Origin of the sequence: Micromonospora sp. SH-82 (genome assembly GCF_051132485.1) — a bacterium.
GTDB lineage: Bacteria > Actinomycetota > Actinomycetes > Mycobacteriales > Micromonosporaceae > Micromonospora.
This window is the reverse complement of record NZ_CP148049.1, coordinates 5,196,089-5,213,906: the sequence shown is the minus strand read 5'-3', so window position 1 is coordinate 5,213,906 and position 17,818 is coordinate 5,196,089. Positions and strand designations below refer to the sequence as shown.

The 17,818-nt window shown below is 68.6% G+C and carries 13 protein-coding genes; 9 read left to right on the top strand and 4 right to left on the bottom strand.

Annotation, left to right across the window (positions count from 1 at the left end; translation table 11 throughout):
- Positions 1–8: 8 nt before the first annotated feature.
- From WHN02_RS22835 to WHN02_RS22800, 8 genes are all read left to right on the top strand, one after another.
- Positions 9–200: a hypothetical protein gene (locus WHN02_RS22835; protein ID WP_434740756.1), complete on the top strand. Its 192-nt coding sequence runs from the start codon at positions 9–11 to the stop codon at positions 198–200.
- Positions 197–676 (top strand): hypothetical protein, encoded by a 480-nt coding sequence (locus WHN02_RS22830; RefSeq protein ID WP_434740755.1) that lies wholly within the window; start codon positions 197–199, stop codon positions 674–676. The genes WHN02_RS22835 and WHN02_RS22830 overlap by 4 nt, the downstream gene beginning before the upstream one ends.
- Positions 673–1,740, top strand: a complete 1,068-nt coding sequence (locus WHN02_RS22825; protein ID WP_434740754.1) for a M23 family metallopeptidase — start codon at positions 673–675, stop codon at positions 1,738–1,740. Before WHN02_RS22830 ends, WHN02_RS22825 begins: the two co-directional genes overlap by 4 nt.
- A gap of 158 nt (positions 1,741–1,898) precedes the next feature.
- Complete coding sequence (locus WHN02_RS22820; protein ID WP_434740753.1) at positions 1,899–2,318, top strand: MarR family winged helix-turn-helix transcriptional regulator; 420 nt, start codon at positions 1,899–1,901, stop codon at positions 2,316–2,318.
- Positions 2,319–2,396: 78 nt separating this feature from the next.
- The gene (locus tag WHN02_RS22815; RefSeq protein ID WP_434740752.1) at positions 2,397–3,743 is read left to right on the top strand and encodes an MFS transporter; all 1,347 of its coding nucleotides are present in this window, start codon (positions 2,397–2,399) and stop codon (positions 3,741–3,743) included.
- Between the two features lie 292 nt (positions 3,744–4,035).
- Positions 4,036–5,127 carry an IS630 family transposase gene (locus tag WHN02_RS22810; RefSeq protein WP_434740751.1) on the top strand — a complete coding sequence of 364 codons (1,092 nt, stop codon included), beginning with the start codon at positions 4,036–4,038 and terminating at the stop codon, positions 5,125–5,127.
- A gap of 106 nt (positions 5,128–5,233) precedes the next feature.
- The gene (locus WHN02_RS22805; RefSeq protein WP_434740750.1) at positions 5,234–6,301 is read left to right on the top strand and encodes an IS630 family transposase; all 1,068 of its coding nucleotides are present in this window, start codon (positions 5,234–5,236) and stop codon (positions 6,299–6,301) included.
- A 152-nt stretch (positions 6,302–6,453) separates the two neighbouring features.
- The gene (locus tag WHN02_RS22800; protein ID WP_434740749.1) at positions 6,454–7,875 is read left to right on the top strand and encodes an NF041680 family putative transposase; all 1,422 of its coding nucleotides are present in this window, start codon (positions 6,454–6,456) and stop codon (positions 7,873–7,875) included.
- Between the two features lie 505 nt (positions 7,876–8,380).
- On the opposite strand, the gene WHN02_RS22795 is transcribed toward WHN02_RS22800, so the two are convergent.
- The 3 genes from WHN02_RS22795 to mobF all read right to left on the bottom strand — a co-directional run bounded on the left by WHN02_RS22795 (position 8,381) and on the right by mobF (position 16,389).
- Positions 8,381–11,485 (bottom strand): RHS repeat domain-containing protein, encoded by a 3,105-nt coding sequence (locus WHN02_RS22795; RefSeq protein WP_434740748.1) that lies wholly within the window; start codon positions 11,483–11,485, stop codon positions 8,381–8,383.
- 243 nt (positions 11,486–11,728) lie between these two features.
- Positions 11,729–11,956, bottom strand: coding sequence for a hypothetical protein (locus tag WHN02_RS22790; protein ID WP_434740747.1), 228 nt, complete (start codon positions 11,954–11,956; stop codon positions 11,729–11,731).
- Between the two features lie 227 nt (positions 11,957–12,183).
- Complete coding sequence (gene mobF, locus WHN02_RS22785; protein WP_434744030.1) at positions 12,184–16,389, bottom strand: MobF family relaxase; 4,206 nt, start codon at positions 16,387–16,389, stop codon at positions 12,184–12,186.
- A gap of 280 nt (positions 16,390–16,669) precedes the next feature.
- Here mobF and WHN02_RS22780 point away from each other — a divergent pair, with 280 nt between their 5' ends.
- Positions 16,670–17,083, top strand: a complete 414-nt coding sequence (locus WHN02_RS22780; RefSeq protein WP_434740746.1) for a hypothetical protein — start codon at positions 16,670–16,672, stop codon at positions 17,081–17,083.
- 14 nt (positions 17,084–17,097) lie between these two features.
- Here the strand turns inward: WHN02_RS22780 and WHN02_RS22775 are convergent, their stop codons facing one another.
- Positions 17,098–17,772: a hypothetical protein gene (locus tag WHN02_RS22775; RefSeq protein WP_434740745.1), complete on the bottom strand. Its 675-nt coding sequence runs from the start codon at positions 17,770–17,772 to the stop codon at positions 17,098–17,100.
- Positions 17,773–17,818: the final 46 nt, after the last annotated feature.

Genomic DNA, 17,818 nt, shown 5'->3' with positions numbered 1-17,818 from the left:
GTGACCCGATGGCCGACATCGGCCGGACCCTCGACCGGATCGGCCGAGACATCGACACCCTCGTCGAGCAGGCCACCCGGTCTCCCCACCCCGACGCCCGGCAGGTACTGGTCACCGTGCACCACCGGCTTCGGCGGCTCTGCCGACAGCTCAACGCCGCCCTCGACCCGGCCCGCGGCCGCCCGGAGGCAGAACGGTGAGGCGCGCAGCGGCTGTCGGAACGGCCACCGTCGTCCTCCTCACCGCCTGCGGCGTACCCGAGGACGGACGGGTCGGCACCCGCCCACCGGTGACCGCACCACGCGGCGACGACCCGACACGGGAACCCGACGGTCTCGGCCCCACCGGCACCGTCGCCCCGGACCCGGCAGCCGTGGCCGCCGCGATCCGGTTCGTGCGGGCCTGGGCCCGCCCCCACCTGAGCGCCGGCCGATGGCTGGCCGACGTCCGAGCGTACGCCGTCCCCGGCTACGCCGACATCCTCGACACCGTCGACCCGGCCCAGGTGCCCGCCACCCGCGTCGTCGGACCCGGCCAGGTCGCCCTCGCGATCGCCGACCGGACCGACGTGGACGTCCCCACCGACGCCGGCTTCCTCCGGGTGACCGTGGTACGAACCGAGGGTCGGTGGCTGGTCGCCACCATCGGGAGGCGAGACCAGGGCGGTGCCCGGTGAACAACCGGGGCGTCGGGCTACTGGCTGCCCTCACCGCAGCCCTGCTGCTGTGCGGGCTGCCCCTCACCGTCGTCGTCACCGAAGACACCCCGGCCGAAGCGTGTACGCCGAACCGACCGCCTGCCTCGACCGGTACGAGCACGGCCGTCGGGGTGTGGAACGAGGAACAGGTCGGGAACGCCGCCATCATCGTCGCCGTCGGACGGGACCTCGACGTGCCGCCACGCGGATGGGTCGTCGCGGTGGCCACGGCGATGGTCGAGTCGAGCCTGCGGAACCTGGATGGCGGTGATCGCGACTCCCTCGGCCTGTTCCAGCAACGCCCCAGCCAGGGGTGGGGAACCCCTACCCAGATCCTCGACCCCGCCTACGCGTCGACCGCGTTCTACGAGAAGCTGCTGCGCCTCGACGGCTGGGAACAGATGCCGCTCACCGTCGCCGCCCAGCGGGTGCAGATCTCCGCCTTCCCCGACCGGTACGGCGAGTTCGAACAGGACGCCGAGCAGGTCGTCGCCGCCGTCGCCGGGGTGGCCACCATCACCGAACTACCCGGGGCCAGCCCCGCCGGGTGCCCAGGCCCGGCCGCGATAGCCGCCTCCGGCTGGACCCAGCCCCTCGACGCCGTGGTGGGCAGCGGGTACGGCCCCCGCGCCGGCCGCCTCCACGCCGGCGTGGACATGTCCGTACCCCACAACACCGTCATCCGCGCCGCCGCCGACGGCCAGGTCATCTGGTCCGGCTGCGACCCGAGCACCGGCAACTGCGACATCGACGGCAGCCCGACCACCAGCGGCTGCGGATGGTACGTCGACCTGATCCACGCCGACGGCTTCGGCACCCGCTACTGCCACCTGATCCGCCGCCCCGACGTCACCGAGGGAGACACAGTGCAGGCCGGCCAGACCATCGGCCTGGTCGGCAGCAGCGGACGATCCTCCGGCCCGCACCTGCACTTCCAAACCCACGAGGGCGCCTGCCCCGGAACGCGGTGCGACCTCAGCAACGCCAACTCCACCGACCCCGAGCCGTTCATGCGCGACCGGGGCGCCCCACTCGGGAGGTGAGACCCCACAGCCACCCAACCAGCAGGCGACCAGGAAACACCACGGGGGAAACGCACATGGGAAACAGCAACAGACGACCTCGCCGGATCGCCGGCGTCTACCGTCCAACCCTCCGGCGGGCACCCGGACCGCCTCCACGGCCGGGACCCCTTGCTCAGTTGTTCCGGACCGCGAACACGATCCGCGCCCACCTCGAACGCGCGGTCCTACGCGACGAAGGCATGACCTGGACGTCGTACGACGTCCTCGTCCTCGTCTGCGCCCGCCGCGTTGTAGACACCCGGACGGCAGCGGCCGAGATCGGCATCGCCAAAGCCACCCTGACCCACACCCTGGTCACCCTGGTCGACCACAACCTCGTCCGCCGCGACCTGCACGAGAACGACCGCCGCCGGGTGGTCCTGCGCCCCACCACCCAGGGAATGGACCTCGCCCGCCAGTTGCAGGCCCGGGTCGACGCCGAACAGGCCCGCCTGTTCACCGAACCCGGCCTGCCCACGGGCGACAGCCTGGCCCGGGTGCTCCGAGCCCTGGCCACCCGAACCCGGCACGCCCAGGACAACTCCGGCTCGCCCTGATGCAGCACCCCCCGACCAGGGCTGTACTGCCCGTCGGGTTTCTCGTCTGCGCGATTCACAACCTCGGTGAGGAGCAGCGTGTCCACCTACGCACCACCAGCCCCATCGCACGTCCCCGCCGCCGCGCCCGGCTGGCGCCTCGGCCTGCTCTACGGTCCTGCCATCTACGGCGTGAGCGCAGCCGCCGTCGCCCTCCCCGTCGCCGCCCACGACCTCGGCGTCCGAGCCGCCGTCGCCGTGTGGATCCTGGCCGTCCACGCACTCGGCCTCGGCGTCGGTGCCGCCGTCGCAGGCCGAGCGACCGACCTGTGGGGTCCACGCCGGGTTCTCAGCATCGGCATAGGACTGCTCGCCACCGGATCGGCGACCTGCCTACTCGCGGCCACTCTCACCGTCGTGGTCACCGGCCGAGGGCTCCTCGCCGCCGGATCAGGTGCGGTCACCGCCACCGTCCTCGCCCTCGGAGCCCACACCCCAGAGGACGAACGGCCCGCCACGCTTGCCCGGATCGGAACCTTGATGGCCCTCTTCTCCGCCACCGCACCCCTCGCCGGAGCACTCGCCACCACCGTGTCGTGGCGGCTGGCGCTGGTCCTGCCCGCCGCCGCCATAGCGGTGATCCCACTCTGCTGGCCCCTGACCCGCCGCCATTCCCGCCGCCCGGGCCGCGTCGACTGGGCAGGGGCGGCCCTGCTGACCCTCACCGCCCTGGCCCTCCTCCTGGCCACGCAGTCTGCGGTCGTCCGACTGCCCCGGACCGCCGTCCTCGCGACAGTCGCGACTGCGTGTGCTGCCGGGGCGCTGCTCATCCTGCACACGAAACGCCATCCGGCCGGTTTCCTGCCAGCCGTCGTGGTCCGCGATCCACGCCTCTACCAGTTCGGTCTCATCGGAGCCGGCGTCTACGGTGGTCTGTTCGCCTGCGTCTACGCCGTCCCGCAGATGCTGACCCGCCTCGGGCACAGCGCCGAGATGGTCGGGCTGCTCCTCCTTCCCGCAGCTGCCGCAGGGGTCATCCTCGCGCGCCTCGCTGCCGCCGCGAGCCGCCACCTGCCCCCGCACCGAGTGCTTGCCGCCCTGGCGGCGGTGTTCAGCATGGCGGTGGCGCTCACCGCAGCAGTGGCCCCGCATCCCGCCATGCTCGTCGGAGCAGCGACACTGGCCTTCGCCACCTTCGCCGTCGCGCAGATGGTCCTCACCGCCGCCATCGCCGCCCGAACCGGACAGGACGTCCGAGGGGCGGCTGTGGGCGTAATCAACCTGATCTTCTTCCTGGGAGGCGCGTTCGGGTCCGCAGCCTGCGCGGCCATGTGGGACCCCTGGGGACTACCAACCGCGTTCGCCGCCACAGCTTTGCTTCCGGCCCTAGCCAGCATCAGCATCGGAATCCTACCCACCGCAGACCAGCCGGATACCAAGGGATGACCGACTGAGACGAAGCCGGTGCAGAAGCTGGCCGACAGGTCCTACGCCTTCAGGGGTCGGGTCATTGCGTCAGCGAGGTCGTGATGAAGAGATCTCCCGGGGTCCTAGCCCGAGGGACCGCAGTGGTCCATCGCCTGCCGGCAAGTGAGACAGGAGCAGGGGAGGCACAATTAGACCAGAACAACAGCCTAGTGAGTGCCTCGTCTTGGAACGTTGGTCGTGTAATCCGTCGGTTCTGAGTACCTGTCGGGCAGGCTGTCTCCCAGCAACTCGTCTGGGGAGGTGGTGGCTGGTGGGGAGACGGCCGGAGGTGTTCGTCCGGCAGGTGTCGATGGCCGAGGGTCGACGGTTGCAGCGGATCACCCGGACCTCGAAGGATCCGGTGAAGCTGCGGTGGGCGATCGTGGTGTTGATGTCTGCCCAGGGGCAGCCCGCTCCTGATATCGCCTATCTGCTGCGGACCAGCGAGGACTATGTGCGGGACGTGATCCACGCGTTCAACGATCGGGGGTTCGACGCCCTATCCCCAAAATGGAGCGGGGGCGCACCGAGACGGATCGATGAGCAGACCCGGGACTGGATCTGCGTCATCGCCCGGTGCGACCCCCGTTTCCTCGGCCGACCGTTCTCCTGCTGGTCCCTGACCAAGCTGCGCGACTATCTGATCGACGCCGGCTACGTCACGACGATCAGCGTCGAGACTGTCCGGCGGGTCCTGCCCGCGCGCGGCGTGTCCTGGCAGGCCACCAAGACCTGGAAGGCCAGCACCGACCCCGACTTCACGGCGAAGATGCGCCGGATCCACGACCCTTACGACCACCCACCCGCCGACGGCCGGGTCCTGTGTGTCGACGAGTTCGGACCGTTGAACCTGCAACCCCGACCCGGCCGCGCCTGGCGGCCAGCCGGACGCCCTGTGCGACTACGGGCCACCTACACCCGCGATCAAGGCGTGCGGCACATGATCGCCGCCCTCGACCTGGCCACCGGACGCCTGCACTACCGCATCCGCGACCGGAAACGCTGGCATGAGTTCCTCAGCTTCCTCAAGACCATGCGCCGCCGCTGGCCGGCCGAGAAGTTGTACCTGATCTGCGACAACTTCTCTCCGCACAAGCATCCCGAGGTCCGCACCTGGTGCGCCGCCAACCAGGTCGACCTGGTCTTCCTGCCGACGTATGCGTCCTGGCTGAACTGGATCGAAGCCGAGTTCGCCGCCGTGCGCTACTTCGCCCCCAACGGCACCGACCACCGCACCCACACCGAGCAGGACACCGCGATCGGAGCCTACATCCGACGGCGTAACCAACGAGCCCGACCGAGAACCGGATTCGCGACCAACTCCAAGATCCGCCATGCCGATTACCCGTTCAAAGCTGCGTGACGAGGCACTAGTGCCTCGTCTTGGAACGTTGATCGTGTAATCCACCAGTTCTGAGGATCTATCGGGCAGGCTGTCTCCCAGCACTCGTCTGGGGAGGTGATGGCCGGTGGGTAGACGGCCGGAGGTGTTCGTCCGGCAGGTGTCGATGGTCGAAGGGCGGCGGTTGCAGCGGATCACGCGGACGGCGAAGGATCCGGTGAAGCTGCGCAGGGCGATCGTGGTGCTGATGTCCGCTCAGGGGCAGCCGGCTCCGGACATCGCCCACCTGCTGCGGACCAGCGAGGACTACGTGCGGGACGTGATCCACGCGTTCAACGAGCGGGGGTTCGACGCGCTGTCCCCAAAATGGAGCGGGGGCGCACCGAGACGGATCGATGAGCAGACCCGGGATTGGATCTGCGTCATCGCCCGGTGCGACCCCCGTTTCCTCGGCCAGCCGTTCTCCTGCTGGTCGCTTGCGAAGCTGCGGGACTACCTGATCGCCGCTGGTCACGTCACGACGGTCAGCGTCGAGACCGTCCGCCGGATCCTGCACGAACGCGGTGTGACGTGGCAGGCCACGAAGACGTGGAAGGCCAGCACCGACCCCGACTTCACGTCGAAGATGCGCCGGGTCCTGGACCTCTACGACCACCCGCCCGCCGACGGCAGGGTGCTGTGCGTCGACGAGTTCGGGCCGTTAAACCTGCAACCCCGCCCAGGACGGGCCTGGCGGCCGCAGGGGAAGCCGGTGCGGCTGCGTGCCACCTACACCCGTGACCAGGGCGTCCGGCACATGATCGCCGCCCTGGATTTGACCACCGGCCGGCTGCACTACCGCATCCGCGACCGCAAACGCTGGCGCGAGTTCCTGTCCTTCCTCAAGACCCTGCGCCGCCGCTGGCCCGATCAGCGTCTCTACCTGATCTTGGACAACTTCTCCCCGCACAAGCACCCCGAGGTCCGCGCCTGGTGCGCCGCCAACGAGGTAGAGCTGGTGTTCCTGCCGACGTACGCGTCCTGGCTGAACTGGATCGAGGCCGAGTTCGCCGCCGTGCGCTACTTCGCCCTCAACGGCACCGACCACCGCACCCACACCGAGCAGGACACCGCCATCGGCGACTACATCCGCTGGCGCAACCACCGAGCCCGACCGAAATCCGGATTCGCCACCGGCTCCAAGCTTGAGTTTTAACCGGCTGCCTTGGTGATCTTCGATCAGCGGGGCGGGTTTCGGTGTGTCGCAGGACATGGGTACGGCCACCCGTGATCCTTTGGAGTGTCGAAGCTTCAAGGGATGCGGGGTGGCCGTGGGGTCTACTATGCCAGGGATCGTCGGTTGTGTCTGTGACTGATCCGGCGGTGGCGCGTGCGGGGTTGGTCGAGTTCCGGGCCGGGTTGTATCGGTGTTTCGGACGGCGCGCGGATGCGTTGTTCGAGTTGGTGGATGCCGTGTTGACCGCGGACGGGCCGGTGGCGTCGTTGGTGGAGTTGTCGTTGGAGAACGTCTTCCGGCGTGGTCATGGTGCGTTGTATGACGCGGTGGCGTGTGGTGAGGTCGATGTCGCGGCGTTGGCGACGCTGATCTCTCGGACGTGGGTGCCGGTGGACGACGGGCCGGTGAAGATCGCGATGGACGTGTCGGCGTGGCCGCGGCCGGACGCGGTGACGTCTGAAGGACGGTGTCACTGCTATACGGCGTGTCGCTGCGATGGTATGCGCAAGACGATCCCGGGGTGGCCGTTCTCGTTCGCCGCGGGGTTGGAGTGGGGTGCCTCGTCGTGGACTGCCGTGTTGGATGCGGCGCGGATCGGGCCGGATGACGACGCGACCGTGGTCACGGTCGCGCAGATCGCTGCGGTGGTGGCCCGGCTGACGGCCGCCGGTGTGCTGGTGGGGCGTCCGGCGGCGGTGTTCGTGTTCGACTCGGGCTATGACCTGACCCGGATCACCCATCTGGCGGGTGCTCTAGGGGTCCAGGTGCTGGGGCGAGTCCGCAGTGACCGGGTGTTCTACACGCCTGCGCCGAGACGACTGCGCGATGGTCGGCCGGGCCGGCCGAAGCTGCACGGTGATCGGTTCGAGTTGTCGAATCCGGCGGCTCTGCCCACGGCTGAGCAGACGCTGTCGGGTCACAGCTCTCGCTACGGAGCGGTGGAGGTCAGTGCCTGGCATGGGCTGCACCAGAAACTGAGCAGTCAGGGCGGGTGGAAGGGCCACGTCGGTGCGCTGCCGATCGTGGCGGGCACGGTGATCCGCATCCAGGTCGAACGTCTGCCGGGCAGCCGCGCGCCGCAGGATCTGTGGCTGTGGCACACCGCACCGGCAGGGACCGTCTTCGACCTGGACCTGTTGTGGAAGACGTATTTGCGTCGTTTCGACGTGGAACACACGTTCCGGTTCCTCAAGAGCGTGCTGGGCTGGACCGCGCCGCAGGTCCGCACACCGCAGCAGGGCGAGCGGTGGACCTGGCTGATCCTGGCCGCGCACGCTCAGCTGCGGCTGGCCAGAACCCTCACCGTCGATCTGCGCCGTCGGTGGGAGAAGACGGTGGCCGCGGACCGGCCGATGACTCCGGGCAGGGTCCGACGAGGTTTTCCCACGCTGCGCCGACATCTCGGTACTCCCGCCAGAAGACCGAAACCCACCATCCCTGGTCCCGGTCGCCCGAAAGGCACCACGAGACCCCCGCGGACCCGCCACGGCGTCGGCAAGACTCGGTCCAAAGTAGACAGAACGGATCCAACGAGGCATCACGTCAAGGGTTAAAACTCAAGCCAAGATCCGCCACCCGGATTACCCGTTCAAGGCTGCATGACGAGGCACTAGCTGGATCCATGAGCGAGGCTGCCGCAGAGTGCGGCAGCCTCGCTAACGCCTTTGCGTGGTTCGAAAACTCGGGTCACTCCGGCTGTGAGAACCTGGGATGTCTCGATGGGTCGCCCGAGGCTCTAAGGAGACGAAGGACCTCCTCCACATTGCGCCGGTTGGCACCCCAGTCGAAGAGCGTCGTCTTGACCTTCGATCGACTCGACACGGTCACACGTGCAGTGCCACCAATGACCGGGTCGATTCTACAGGTGATAACTTCGCCCCATGACCTGGCGCTGACCCCGACCGCAGCGGTCACCATCGCGTCCCCGACGGTTCTCACGTCGCGTACGCCCTTCATAGAGGCGAGCGCTTCTTGGATGCGCCCGAGTAGTTGCCCCGCACTGCCAGCAAAGCATAGATCTTTCTCGAAACTTCTCATCAGGTGGATCTTTCCTTGTTGTCAGCTTTCAGAGAGGCCGCAGTTGTCCGCTCGCATTTCGCAGCCTCTCCTGATCAAAACGACTCCGGTGCCGATCAATGCTCCTGCCCCCAGTCCCGCTGGGCCGCCGAGGACTGCTCCGGCACCTGCGAACCCTCCCACCACTCCAAGATCTGCGTACAGGTCGTTCCAGGAGTACATGCCCGTTGGGTCGATAAAAGTAACCGGGTTGCCTGCCGCATAGCCGTACCGGTTCCCCTGTTGTGGGTCCCCGATGAACGACAGGTTGTCCTGTTGGGTGAAGCGGCCTTGGATGGGGTTGTACCAGCGTTGGCCGTACTTGGTGTAGGTGGTGGCGGGGTCGTGGATGCCGCCGGCGTAGCGGATGATGTTGGTTTGTCCGAGGCCGGTCTCGGTGGCGGTGAGGCCATTGCCGTAGGGGTCGTAGGTGTAGGTGGCGGCGGCGGTGCCGTCGGCCTTGACGATGGCGATGACGGAGCCGAGGGCGTCGAGGACGTAGGCGTGGTCGGTGGTGCCGATGCGCAGTCCGAGGGGGGTGCCGAGGCCGTCGCGTTCGACGTGGATGGTGGGGTTGAGGCCGTTGGTCCAGGACTGGAGCCAGGGCATGCCGTGCTGGTCGTCGCGGCCGTAGGTGAGGTTGATGGTGCCGGCGCGGGTGAGTTCCACCTGGTCGGTGCCGGCGTAGGCGTAGGTGGTGGTCGCGGCGGGGGTGGTGGCGGTGGTCATCTGCTTGGCGGCGTTGTAGCCGATGCTCCCGACCGTGGGGGAACTGGTGCGGGTCTGGTTGCCCCGGGTGTCGTGGGTGTTGTACATGCTGGTGATCTGGTTGGCCGAGTTGTAGGTGTAGCTCTGGGTGCTGGTGCCGTCGACCATCAGGCTGGTGCGGTTGCCGTTGGTGTCGTAGTCGTACTCGTAGGTTGTGCCGTGGTGGTTGGTGGCCTTGGTGAGGCGGTCGCCGTCGTCGTAGTCGTATCGGGTGACGGCGTTGGTCGTCTCGTTGCGTTGCCACTGGCGTAGGCCGGTGTCGTCGGCTTTGGCGGTGGAGCAGGGCTGGCCGGCGGTGTACTCGGCGTAGCAGTAGGTGACGTCGTGGACGGTGGTGGGGGTGGTGGAGTTGCGGGTGGCGGTGATGCGCTTGGGCCGGTCCGACTTGTCGTAGCTCGTGGTGACCCGGAGCGCCCAGGTGCTGTTGGTCTCGGTCGTGGCGAACCACATGGTGGTGCGGTTGCCGTCCTTGTCGTAGGCGAAGTTGTAGCGGGTACCGCCGGCGGTGTCCATGCGGACCAGCCAGTTGCGGTTGTTGTAGTAGTAGCGGGTGGTGCCGCGGCCGTCGATGAGTTGTTCGAGGTTGCCGGCGGGGTCGGGACGGTAGGTCTGCAGAGGGCTGCCCGGGGCGGTGCGCTGGCGCAGCCGGTTGAGTTGGTCGTAGAGGTAGGTGGTGGTGCCGGTGGCATCGACCCGGGTAATGAGGTTCCCGGAGCCGCCGTAGTCGTAGGTGACCGTCGTGGTGGCGGTGCAGCCGGAGTATGCGGTGGTGGTCAGCCGGTCGTCGAGGCTGTAGGTATACGTGGTGGTGCAGCCGCCGGCGGTCTCGGTGGCGAGTCGGCCGTAGGTGTCGTAGGTGAACGTCTTGGCCGTCAGGGTGTTGCCGGTCGGCGGGGTCATGGTGGTGAGCTGCTTGTTGCTGTCGTAGCTGTAGGTGGTGTCGTTGGTGCCGTTGCCGGGGTCGGTGGACGACTTGACGGTGCCGTCGGAGTTGTAGTCGACCTTCGCCTCGGCCGCGAGGGCGTCCTCCGAGGAGGTGCGGTTGCCGGCACCGTTGTAGGTGTAGGTCGAGGAGTTGCCCTGGGTGTTGGTCGACGACGAGGGCTGGAAGTTCGCCGTCGGGTTCGTCGAGGTAGCGGTGTTGGCGTACGCGGCCGAGGCGCTGGCCCCGGTCGGTGACTCGGACTGGGTCTGGGACTGTCCGCTGTTGGCGCCGTAGGTGTTGCTGGTCTGTCCGCCTTCGGCGGTGGTGCTGGTGGCGACGTCGCTGAACGGGGTGTAGGTCTTGCTACGGGTGTTGCCGGCCGGGTCGGTGACCTCGGTGACCCGCTTGTTGGAGTTCACCTCGTAGCTGGTGTGCGGCACGCTGGTCACCGGAAGGGACAGGTCCTCCCGGGGGCCTGCCACGTCGGTCTTCGTCGAGCTGGTGTACGCCAGTCGGGTGGTGGAGCCGCGCATGGTGGTGTTGTCGGTGATCTGGGTCAGGGAGGTGACCCGGTGCTGGCTGTCGTAGGTGATCGTGACGAAGGTGTCGTCCTCCAGGATGATCTTCGTCAGGTTCCCGGCGGTGTCGTACTCGAACTGGACCTGCCGCCAGGTGGCACTCTGGATGGTGGTCAACCGGCCTGCGGTGTCGTAGTCGTAGGACACCTGCCGCCAGTTGCCGTCGCTGCCGGTGTGCCGGTAGCGGGTCAACAGGTCCCCGGTGTACGTGACGGCGGCCGTCCGCACCGAACCGACCCCCCGGTCCGAGGTGACGGTGGTCATCTTGCCGGCGTTGTAGGCGAAGTCGGTGACGTTGCCGTTGCGGTCCTCGGTCTTGTCCAGCAGACCGGCGGAGGTGAAGAAGAGGACTTTCCCGCTGTCGTTCTCGGTCAGTTTCCACCCGGAACCGTCGGCGGCGAGCTTCGCCTTGAACTCCCCGGGGGTGGTGTATCCGGAACCGGAGGCGGTGAACGTGCCGACCACACCGTCGGCGGCGACGTAGGTGACCGAGTCGTCGTCGGCCTCGATCAACCGGACGTCCACCCCGGAACGGGTACGCCAACCCGGCCCGTGGGCGCCGTCGGCGATGTCGCTGCCCAACAGGAGGCTGTTGAACGACGCGCCGAGGGTCACGTTCTCCGCGATCCCCGGCAACGTCAACTCGGTACTGGTCAGCAGCAGGTTCCCCGACCCCACGTTCACCCTGGCCTGCAGCCGGTCGGTCAGCGAGAACGACAACTGGGTGGCGTTACGGACCGGACCGGTGCCCTTCGGCACCGACGGTGCCGCTCCCGCCGTCGCCCGAGCGGCCGCAGCGGGCGGGGCGTCGAACAGCCACATCGTCGGCCCAGACATGGGCGACACGACCGGCTCGATCCCATCGATTTCACTACTGCTCGGTGGCGCCGCGACGACGGGATTTCCCGCCGGTACGACCACCACCGACGCGGCCAATAGCGCTGACGCTATCCCCACGACCATTTTCCGTCGACCCATTAATACTCCCTCTATGTCCGGTGGACGTGTTTCCGCCGGTATGAAGCCATGCAGAAGCCGCGCAGCAGCGAAACTGCTGTGCGAGACCAAAAATGGTGGGAACTAGCTGACGGTCACCCGACGGCTGGCCGCTGCACGCCGGTCGCCTGCGGAACGGCCCGATTCGTTGACCCCGTTGACGTGGGCGGGCATGGCCACGAGGATCGCCAGATCGCGCTCGACCCGACGCCGCGCATCGGCCAGCGCGGACACCACAACCGAACCCAGATAAACAAGAACCGCGATGCCCAACAGATTGTTCACCGCACCACGCTGCATCGTGGACAGCATGTCGTAACCGCACCCATCGGAGCCCCCGCAATTAATTGCCGTGCGACAAGTTGCAGGAACGCTATCGATGGAACGGGTGGAAGTCAATGACGATTACCCTCAGACAGGATCAAGCGGAACAAAAAATCCAAAGTGGGCGCATGGACTACTGAGAGTCATGCGAAGATTACGTGCTCATGGGGGTTGGCCTGGGTCCGGGACCAGCCCGCCGATCGAGGGGCGGACCCTCAGCCGAGCTCTGGATCGCCGGAGGGCGTACCGGGAACTGCGAGGCGCTGATGGGCGTCGTGGGTGTGCTGGTCGAGGTGTGCGGGGACCGGTGTGACGTGGGGGCGCGGTCGGGTGTCGTGGATGGCTTGAACCTTGGCTGCGGTGCTGGTGACGGCTTCGGTCAGGGATGACTGGCGGGTGGCGGCGCGGCGGGTCAGTTCCGCAGCTGCGGCGAGGCCGGCGTAGCGGGTGGGGAGGGCGCTGTCGTACCAGCGTTGCCAGGTCGCGTGCTGAGAGTCGAGGGTGGCCGCGCGGTGGGCGTACCTGGTCATGTGGTGGTCGAGGGTCGACAGTGTGCGGCGCAGTTCTGTGGCGTGGCGGGCCGCTTCTGTGGTGCGGGTACGCAGGGCGGCTTGGGCGGCGAGTTGTCGGGTACGGGACGGGCCGCGTTGCCACCAGCGGGGTTGTCGTCGTTGGGCGTCTGCCTGTAGCCGGTCCTTGGCGGCGTCGACGGTGGTGAGGAGGTGCGTGATGTCATGGCGGTGGTGTTCGGCGGCGGTGAGGTCGAGGTGGGCGGCTCGGAGTTCGTCGGCGACGTAGCTCGGTGCTGCCGCATCGGCCCTCTGTTGGGCAGCGACCAGTCGGGTGAGTTCGGCGTCGGTGGCGGTGGTCAGGTGCCCGGCGAGGGTGGCGGTGCCGAGGACAAGGCGCGCCCGTTGCCAGGCGTTCCACTGCGGGATGTTCTTGCCGGGGGGTTCCGGTCCGAGGGGATGGTCGCTGGTGATTCGGTAGGAGTCCCGGTAGGTGACGAGTACCTCGGCTCGGGTGAGCCACTGCCGGCGACCGAGGTCGTCGGTGGGGACGTCGCCGAGTGCGCGGCTCCACTCGGGGCGGGTGTGGGCGGTGAGTTCGGCGAGGGCGGCGGTGCGGCGGTCGCAGATCGTGGCGACCTGGCGGAGGGCGTCGCCGACGTCACCGGTGACATCGGCCGGAATTCGGGCGGTGCAGCTCTGCCATTGTTCGGGTGCGGTGGCCGTGGCTGGGTCCGCGGCGGCATGGTGGAGGAGCCGGTCGATGCGCCACGTCAGTACCGCGGCGATGTCCTCAGCGGTGTCCAGCTCGCGTACCCGGATCACCCGTCGGAGGACGTCGCCGGGGTCGTGGCCGGCGACGGCATAGGTGGTGAGCCGGTGAATGAGTGCAGGGAGAGCGAGATCGCCGACGAGTCGGTCGGCGAGGATGGGGCCGACGTGTCGACGGACGATGGCGAGGTATTCGGGGATGCGGGCGCGGGCGATGAGGTCGTCGTAGATCGGCATCCAGGTGTGGAGGGCGTCGGCGTCGGCCCAGAGTTGTTGTTCGGTTTCGGTGGCGGTGCGAGCGGGGTTGGCGCGGCGCATGATGTCGGCGAGGACAGCGACGCGGGCGGTGGGTGGTTGGGGCGGGGTGCCTTCGCGTGGTTCGTCGTCGGTGACGACGTACGCCTCGTTGAGGGTGTGGCCGCGGGTGAGCATGACGTAGAGCCGCGCGAGTGAGGTGCTGTCGGTGATCAGGGCTCGAGCAGTGTGGACGGTCTGGCCCTGAGCCGAGTCGGCGGTCTGGGCGTACGCGAGGTGGGTGTGTCGCACGACGTACGCGGTGGGCAGGGTGGCGGTCGTGCCGGTACGCGCGTTGGTGACCTGTAGTCCGTCGGTGGCGATGGCGTCGATGCGCCACTGGTCGCGGTTGGTGACGTGGCTGCCGGGCGACCCGAGCCGGCGGTCGTTGCGACGCGTGACGACGATGTCGCCGACGCTGGCGCGATTGCCGTCGCGGAGCCAGACGCTGGAGCCCGTCGACACCCGGCCGGCGCGGAGGAGCATCTCGCGCGCCTGTCGTGCGATGTCGGTGGCTTCCGCTTCGGTGTCGACGAGGATCAGGCCGGGGACACCTCGTGTGGTGTCAGCGAGCCAGCGGGTCAGCAGGTGTTGGACGAGCTGCTGGCGGTGTCCGCCGATGAGACGTCCTCGGTGGTCGTATTCGGCCAGGACGGTGGGGTCGCCGCTGCGCAGGCGCAGCGACGCCGGCCCTTCCCAGGCGTGAGTGAAGCGGTGGGTGTGCGTCAGCCGGGTGGTGGCGCCGAGGGTGGTGAGGTGGCGCAGAAGTCCACCTGGCCCGACGGCCGAGGTCTGGTGTGGGTCGCCGACGAGGATGAGCTTGCCGCCCACCGGGTCGAGCTGGGCGGTGACCCGGGCGAGGTCGTGACTGGAGACCTGGGACGCCTCGTCGACGATGACCCACTGCCCGGGTGCGAACCGCCAGTGGCGGCTGGTCGTGCCCTGCGGTGGTCGATGTTGGGCGTGCAACCACCTCGCGATGTTCTCGGTTCGCAAGATTCTGCCGTCGGGTTGGCGGGTGTCGTCCGCGAGCAGGTTGGCGGCCGCCTGGCCGACGGTGAGACCGATGACAGGAATCCCAGCGCGATGGGCCACGGCCACGACGGCCCGCTGGAGGTAGGTCTTACCGGTGCCGGCGGGGCCGATGACGCCGGTGATCCGGCGGTCGTCGCCGACGAGGAAGCGCAGCGCGGCCTGTTTTTCGGCGGACAGTTCCAGCGATCGTGCTGCGTCGTCGACTGCTTCCCTGGGCGCCGCCTGAGCACTGAGGCGGCGGGCGTAGGTGAGTACCTGTTTCTCGGCGGCGAGCACGGCGTGGGTGGTCAGGGCCACGTCTCGATGCCGCCGGTACTCGCTCTGCCTGTCACTGGCGCGGCGCAGGGCCGGCGCCCAGTGGACGAGAGACGGCGGGGCGAGTGTCCGAAGCCCGGCGACCTGCTCGGTGACGGCCTGTTCGGCGAGGCTCTTGACTCGTAGCCAGTCGGCGTCGGGGCTGTGGCCGGGGCGCACGGCGAGGACCTGGCCGATGGCGAGTTCGAGGTGGTCCTGGCCGAACACGGCGCGCTGCCGACCGAGGGTGTCCACCGCACGGGCCACGGCCAGCCGTTCGTCGGCCCGTACGGCGGCGTCGACGACGCGCTGTCGGTCGGATTCGGGTACGCCTAGCCGGACCGCAGCGGCGTGCAGCGTCGTTTCGTCGAGAGCATCTGGTTCCCGGGCGAGTCGACGGGCGCGGCGTAGTACCCGCTGGGCGGTGGTAGTGGTGTCGTCTGGCGGGCGGCCGGTCAGGATTCGGCGTATCTGTTGGCTGGTGTCGAGCCCGGCGGCGCGGTCTTCGGCATGCCAGCGGCGTACCGCGTCGTGGGTCGATTCTGCGCCCTTGTGCAGGCGGCGGGTCCGGAGCGTCGCGTCCTGGGCACGTGCCCGCCACCGTCGGGCGGAAGTTCGTGGGGTGGCAGGCTCGCGGCCGATCTCGGTGAGAATCTCGGTTCGCCGTTTCGCGTAGTGCCGCAGCGAGGCGTCGCTGATGCCGACGATCTCGCGGATGCCGCTGTCGGGTCGGGCGGCGAAGACGATGCCCCGACGAGCTCGGAGTTCAGCCTCGACGGCCCGTTCGTAGGCGATGCGAGCGCCGATGGCGGCCCGGTAGAGACCTCTTCCGTCGAGGGCGAGCCACTGCGACCCACCGTCGGGCGTCACGGCCTTGACCTTGGCGGACACCACGATGTGCGCGTGCAGCTGCGGGTCGCGGGCCCGACTCATCCGGTGGTCGAAGACCATGGCCGCGAGGCCTGCGGTGTCGAGCTGTCGGATACCACCGGCACCGGCGCGGGCGAAGGCACCGTGCCGCTCGAGGTGATCGACGACCAGGCGTACGCCGGCCTGGTGGGCGGCGATGACGTCACGTTTGACGTCGTCGTCGCCGAAGGCCCAGAGGAGCGAGACGCTGTTGACCGGGGAGACGGTGACGTCGAAGGCGGAGACCGAGCGCCGCTCCGGAGCGGTCATCGCGTCGTGCCATGCCTTGTCGCGCTGCTCGACGGTGGCGTCGTCGGGCAGGAGCGACAGCGCACGCTCCGCGGCGGCTGCGCGATACTCGTCGGTCATGGGCGCGTACGTGCGCCACCGCTGGCCGAGCTGGTAGCCGGCCTCTGGGTGTCGCCCCTGTCCGACGAGGTAGCGCATCTGGCTCTCTTTGACACGGCCGCTCACCACGAGGACCGCAGCCCCTGTGCCCGTCCACCATCCGGGGCTCTCACCGCGAGCCGTCGGGTCGGTGTAGTAGGGCGTCGGACCGCCGGCCGTCGGCGTCTGCGAGTCGTGACGACCGGCCGCGACCTGTTCCATCACGTATCGGTAGCCGCTTCCAGGGGAGATGCGCGTGATGGACAACATGAGGAGAAGATAGAAGATCAATTCCTGTTGCGCGGCTGAGAATGCTAGGTGGTGTATCGCTTCTAAGATTCAGTGGTGATGTGCCGGATGGGGTTTCCGCTGTTGGTGGGTGGTGGTGGGTGCGTTGGATCGGTCGGTGGAGCGATTCTGAATTTGTGACCAGGATCGAACGAGTTCGAATTCGTTGCCGGGGTGTCCTTTGCGGAGACTGAATTGTGGTTACGGTCGGAGCATGGCGAGTAGAACGGGAAACGATGCGGTTCTGGCGTTGCGGGCGCGTCAGGAGGTGGAGCGGCGGGCGGTCCGTGCGGTCGAGCAGTCGGCTGCGGTTTTGGCGGAGGCGGAGCATCGCCGTCGGGAAGCGTTGGCGCGGCTGGATGCGGAGCGCGGTGATGCGGCGGCGGCGCATGATCTGGCGGTGGTGGTGCTGGCGACGCTGCTGCGCGATGACGGGTTGGCGGCGGAGTTGGCCGGGGTCGACGTGGGGCGGGTGCGCGCGTTGCGGCGTTCGGTGGATCGTTCCCGGGTGCGGGAGCGGGTGGAGGCGTTGGGTTCGGTGGTGCCCCGTCGGCGGAGGGCTTCCGGGGCGGGGGTTGGTCCGGTCGACGGTGCCCGGCCGGTCGCCGACCTCGGGGACGGCGACTGACCGGGCCTGTCTGGTCAGGTGACGTCGAGTCCGCAGCCGGTGCACACCAGGACGGTTCCGGCGGCGAGCCAGGTGGTGTCGTCGGGCGTGGTGCACTGCTCGGGGGTGGCGGCGGGCCAGGGGCCGTTGACGACCGGGCGTCCGGGGTAGACCCAGAGTTCGTCGGCTGCGCCGTGGTGAACGACCGGTGGTCCTGGTACGGGGCTGTGGAGAGGTAGTGGCGTGCGGTACCGGTGGGGGGTTGCGGTGAGGTCGGCGGGGGTGAACGGCGGGACCTTGCGGTGGACGTACTGTCGGTATCGGTCGAAGTCCCGGTAGGTGGGCGAGGCGAGTTCGGCGCGGTCGATCAGGCCGAGGGCTTCGTAGGGCAGGTTCCGTAGGTGGTGGTCCTTGGCTGCGGCGAGGTGGGCGGCGGCGCGTGTGTCGCGTTCGGCTTGGCGGTGTGCGCGTTGGGCTTGGGTGGTGCGGGGTGCGGTGAGGGTGTCGGGGTGGGCGTCGAGGTAGGCGGCGACGGCTTGCCAGATGGTGTCGCGTCCATGGCGGGCGGTGAGGGCGTCGAGGTGTCCGTCGGCGAGGTATCGGACGGCGTCGTGTCTGGTGAGGTGCAGGGGGCCGCCGTTGTAGGTGGCGGCCCAGTCCTGGCAGGTGTGGGCGATGGTGACTCGGTCGGGCTGGCTGAGTTCGCTCATGGTTGCTGGGGCTCCGGGTGTCGGGTGTGAGTGGGCACGGCGTCGG

What these genes read in the sequence shown, in the direction of transcription:
- WHN02_RS22835 (WP_434740756.1), top strand. Translation starts at nt 9, where the DNA reads ATGGCCGACATCGGCCGGACCCTCGACCGGATCGGCCGAGACATCGAC.
- WHN02_RS22795 (WP_434740748.1), bottom strand. Translation starts at nt 11,485, where the DNA reads ATGTCTGGGCCGACGATGTGGCTGTTCGACGCCCCGCCCGCTGCGGCC.
- WHN02_RS22790 (WP_434740747.1), bottom strand. Translation starts at nt 11,956, where the DNA reads ATGCTGTCCACGATGCAGCGTGGTGCGGTGAACAATCTGTTGGGCATC.
- mobF (WP_434744030.1), bottom strand. Translation starts at nt 16,389, where the DNA reads ATGGAACAGGTCGCGGCCGGTCGTCACGACTCGCAGACGCCGACGGCC.
- WHN02_RS22780 (WP_434740746.1), top strand. Translation starts at nt 16,670, where the DNA reads ATGGCGAGTAGAACGGGAAACGATGCGGTTCTGGCGTTGCGGGCGCGT.
- WHN02_RS22775 (WP_434740745.1), bottom strand. Translation starts at nt 17,772, where the DNA reads ATGAGCGAACTCAGCCAGCCCGACCGAGTCACCATCGCCCACACCTGC.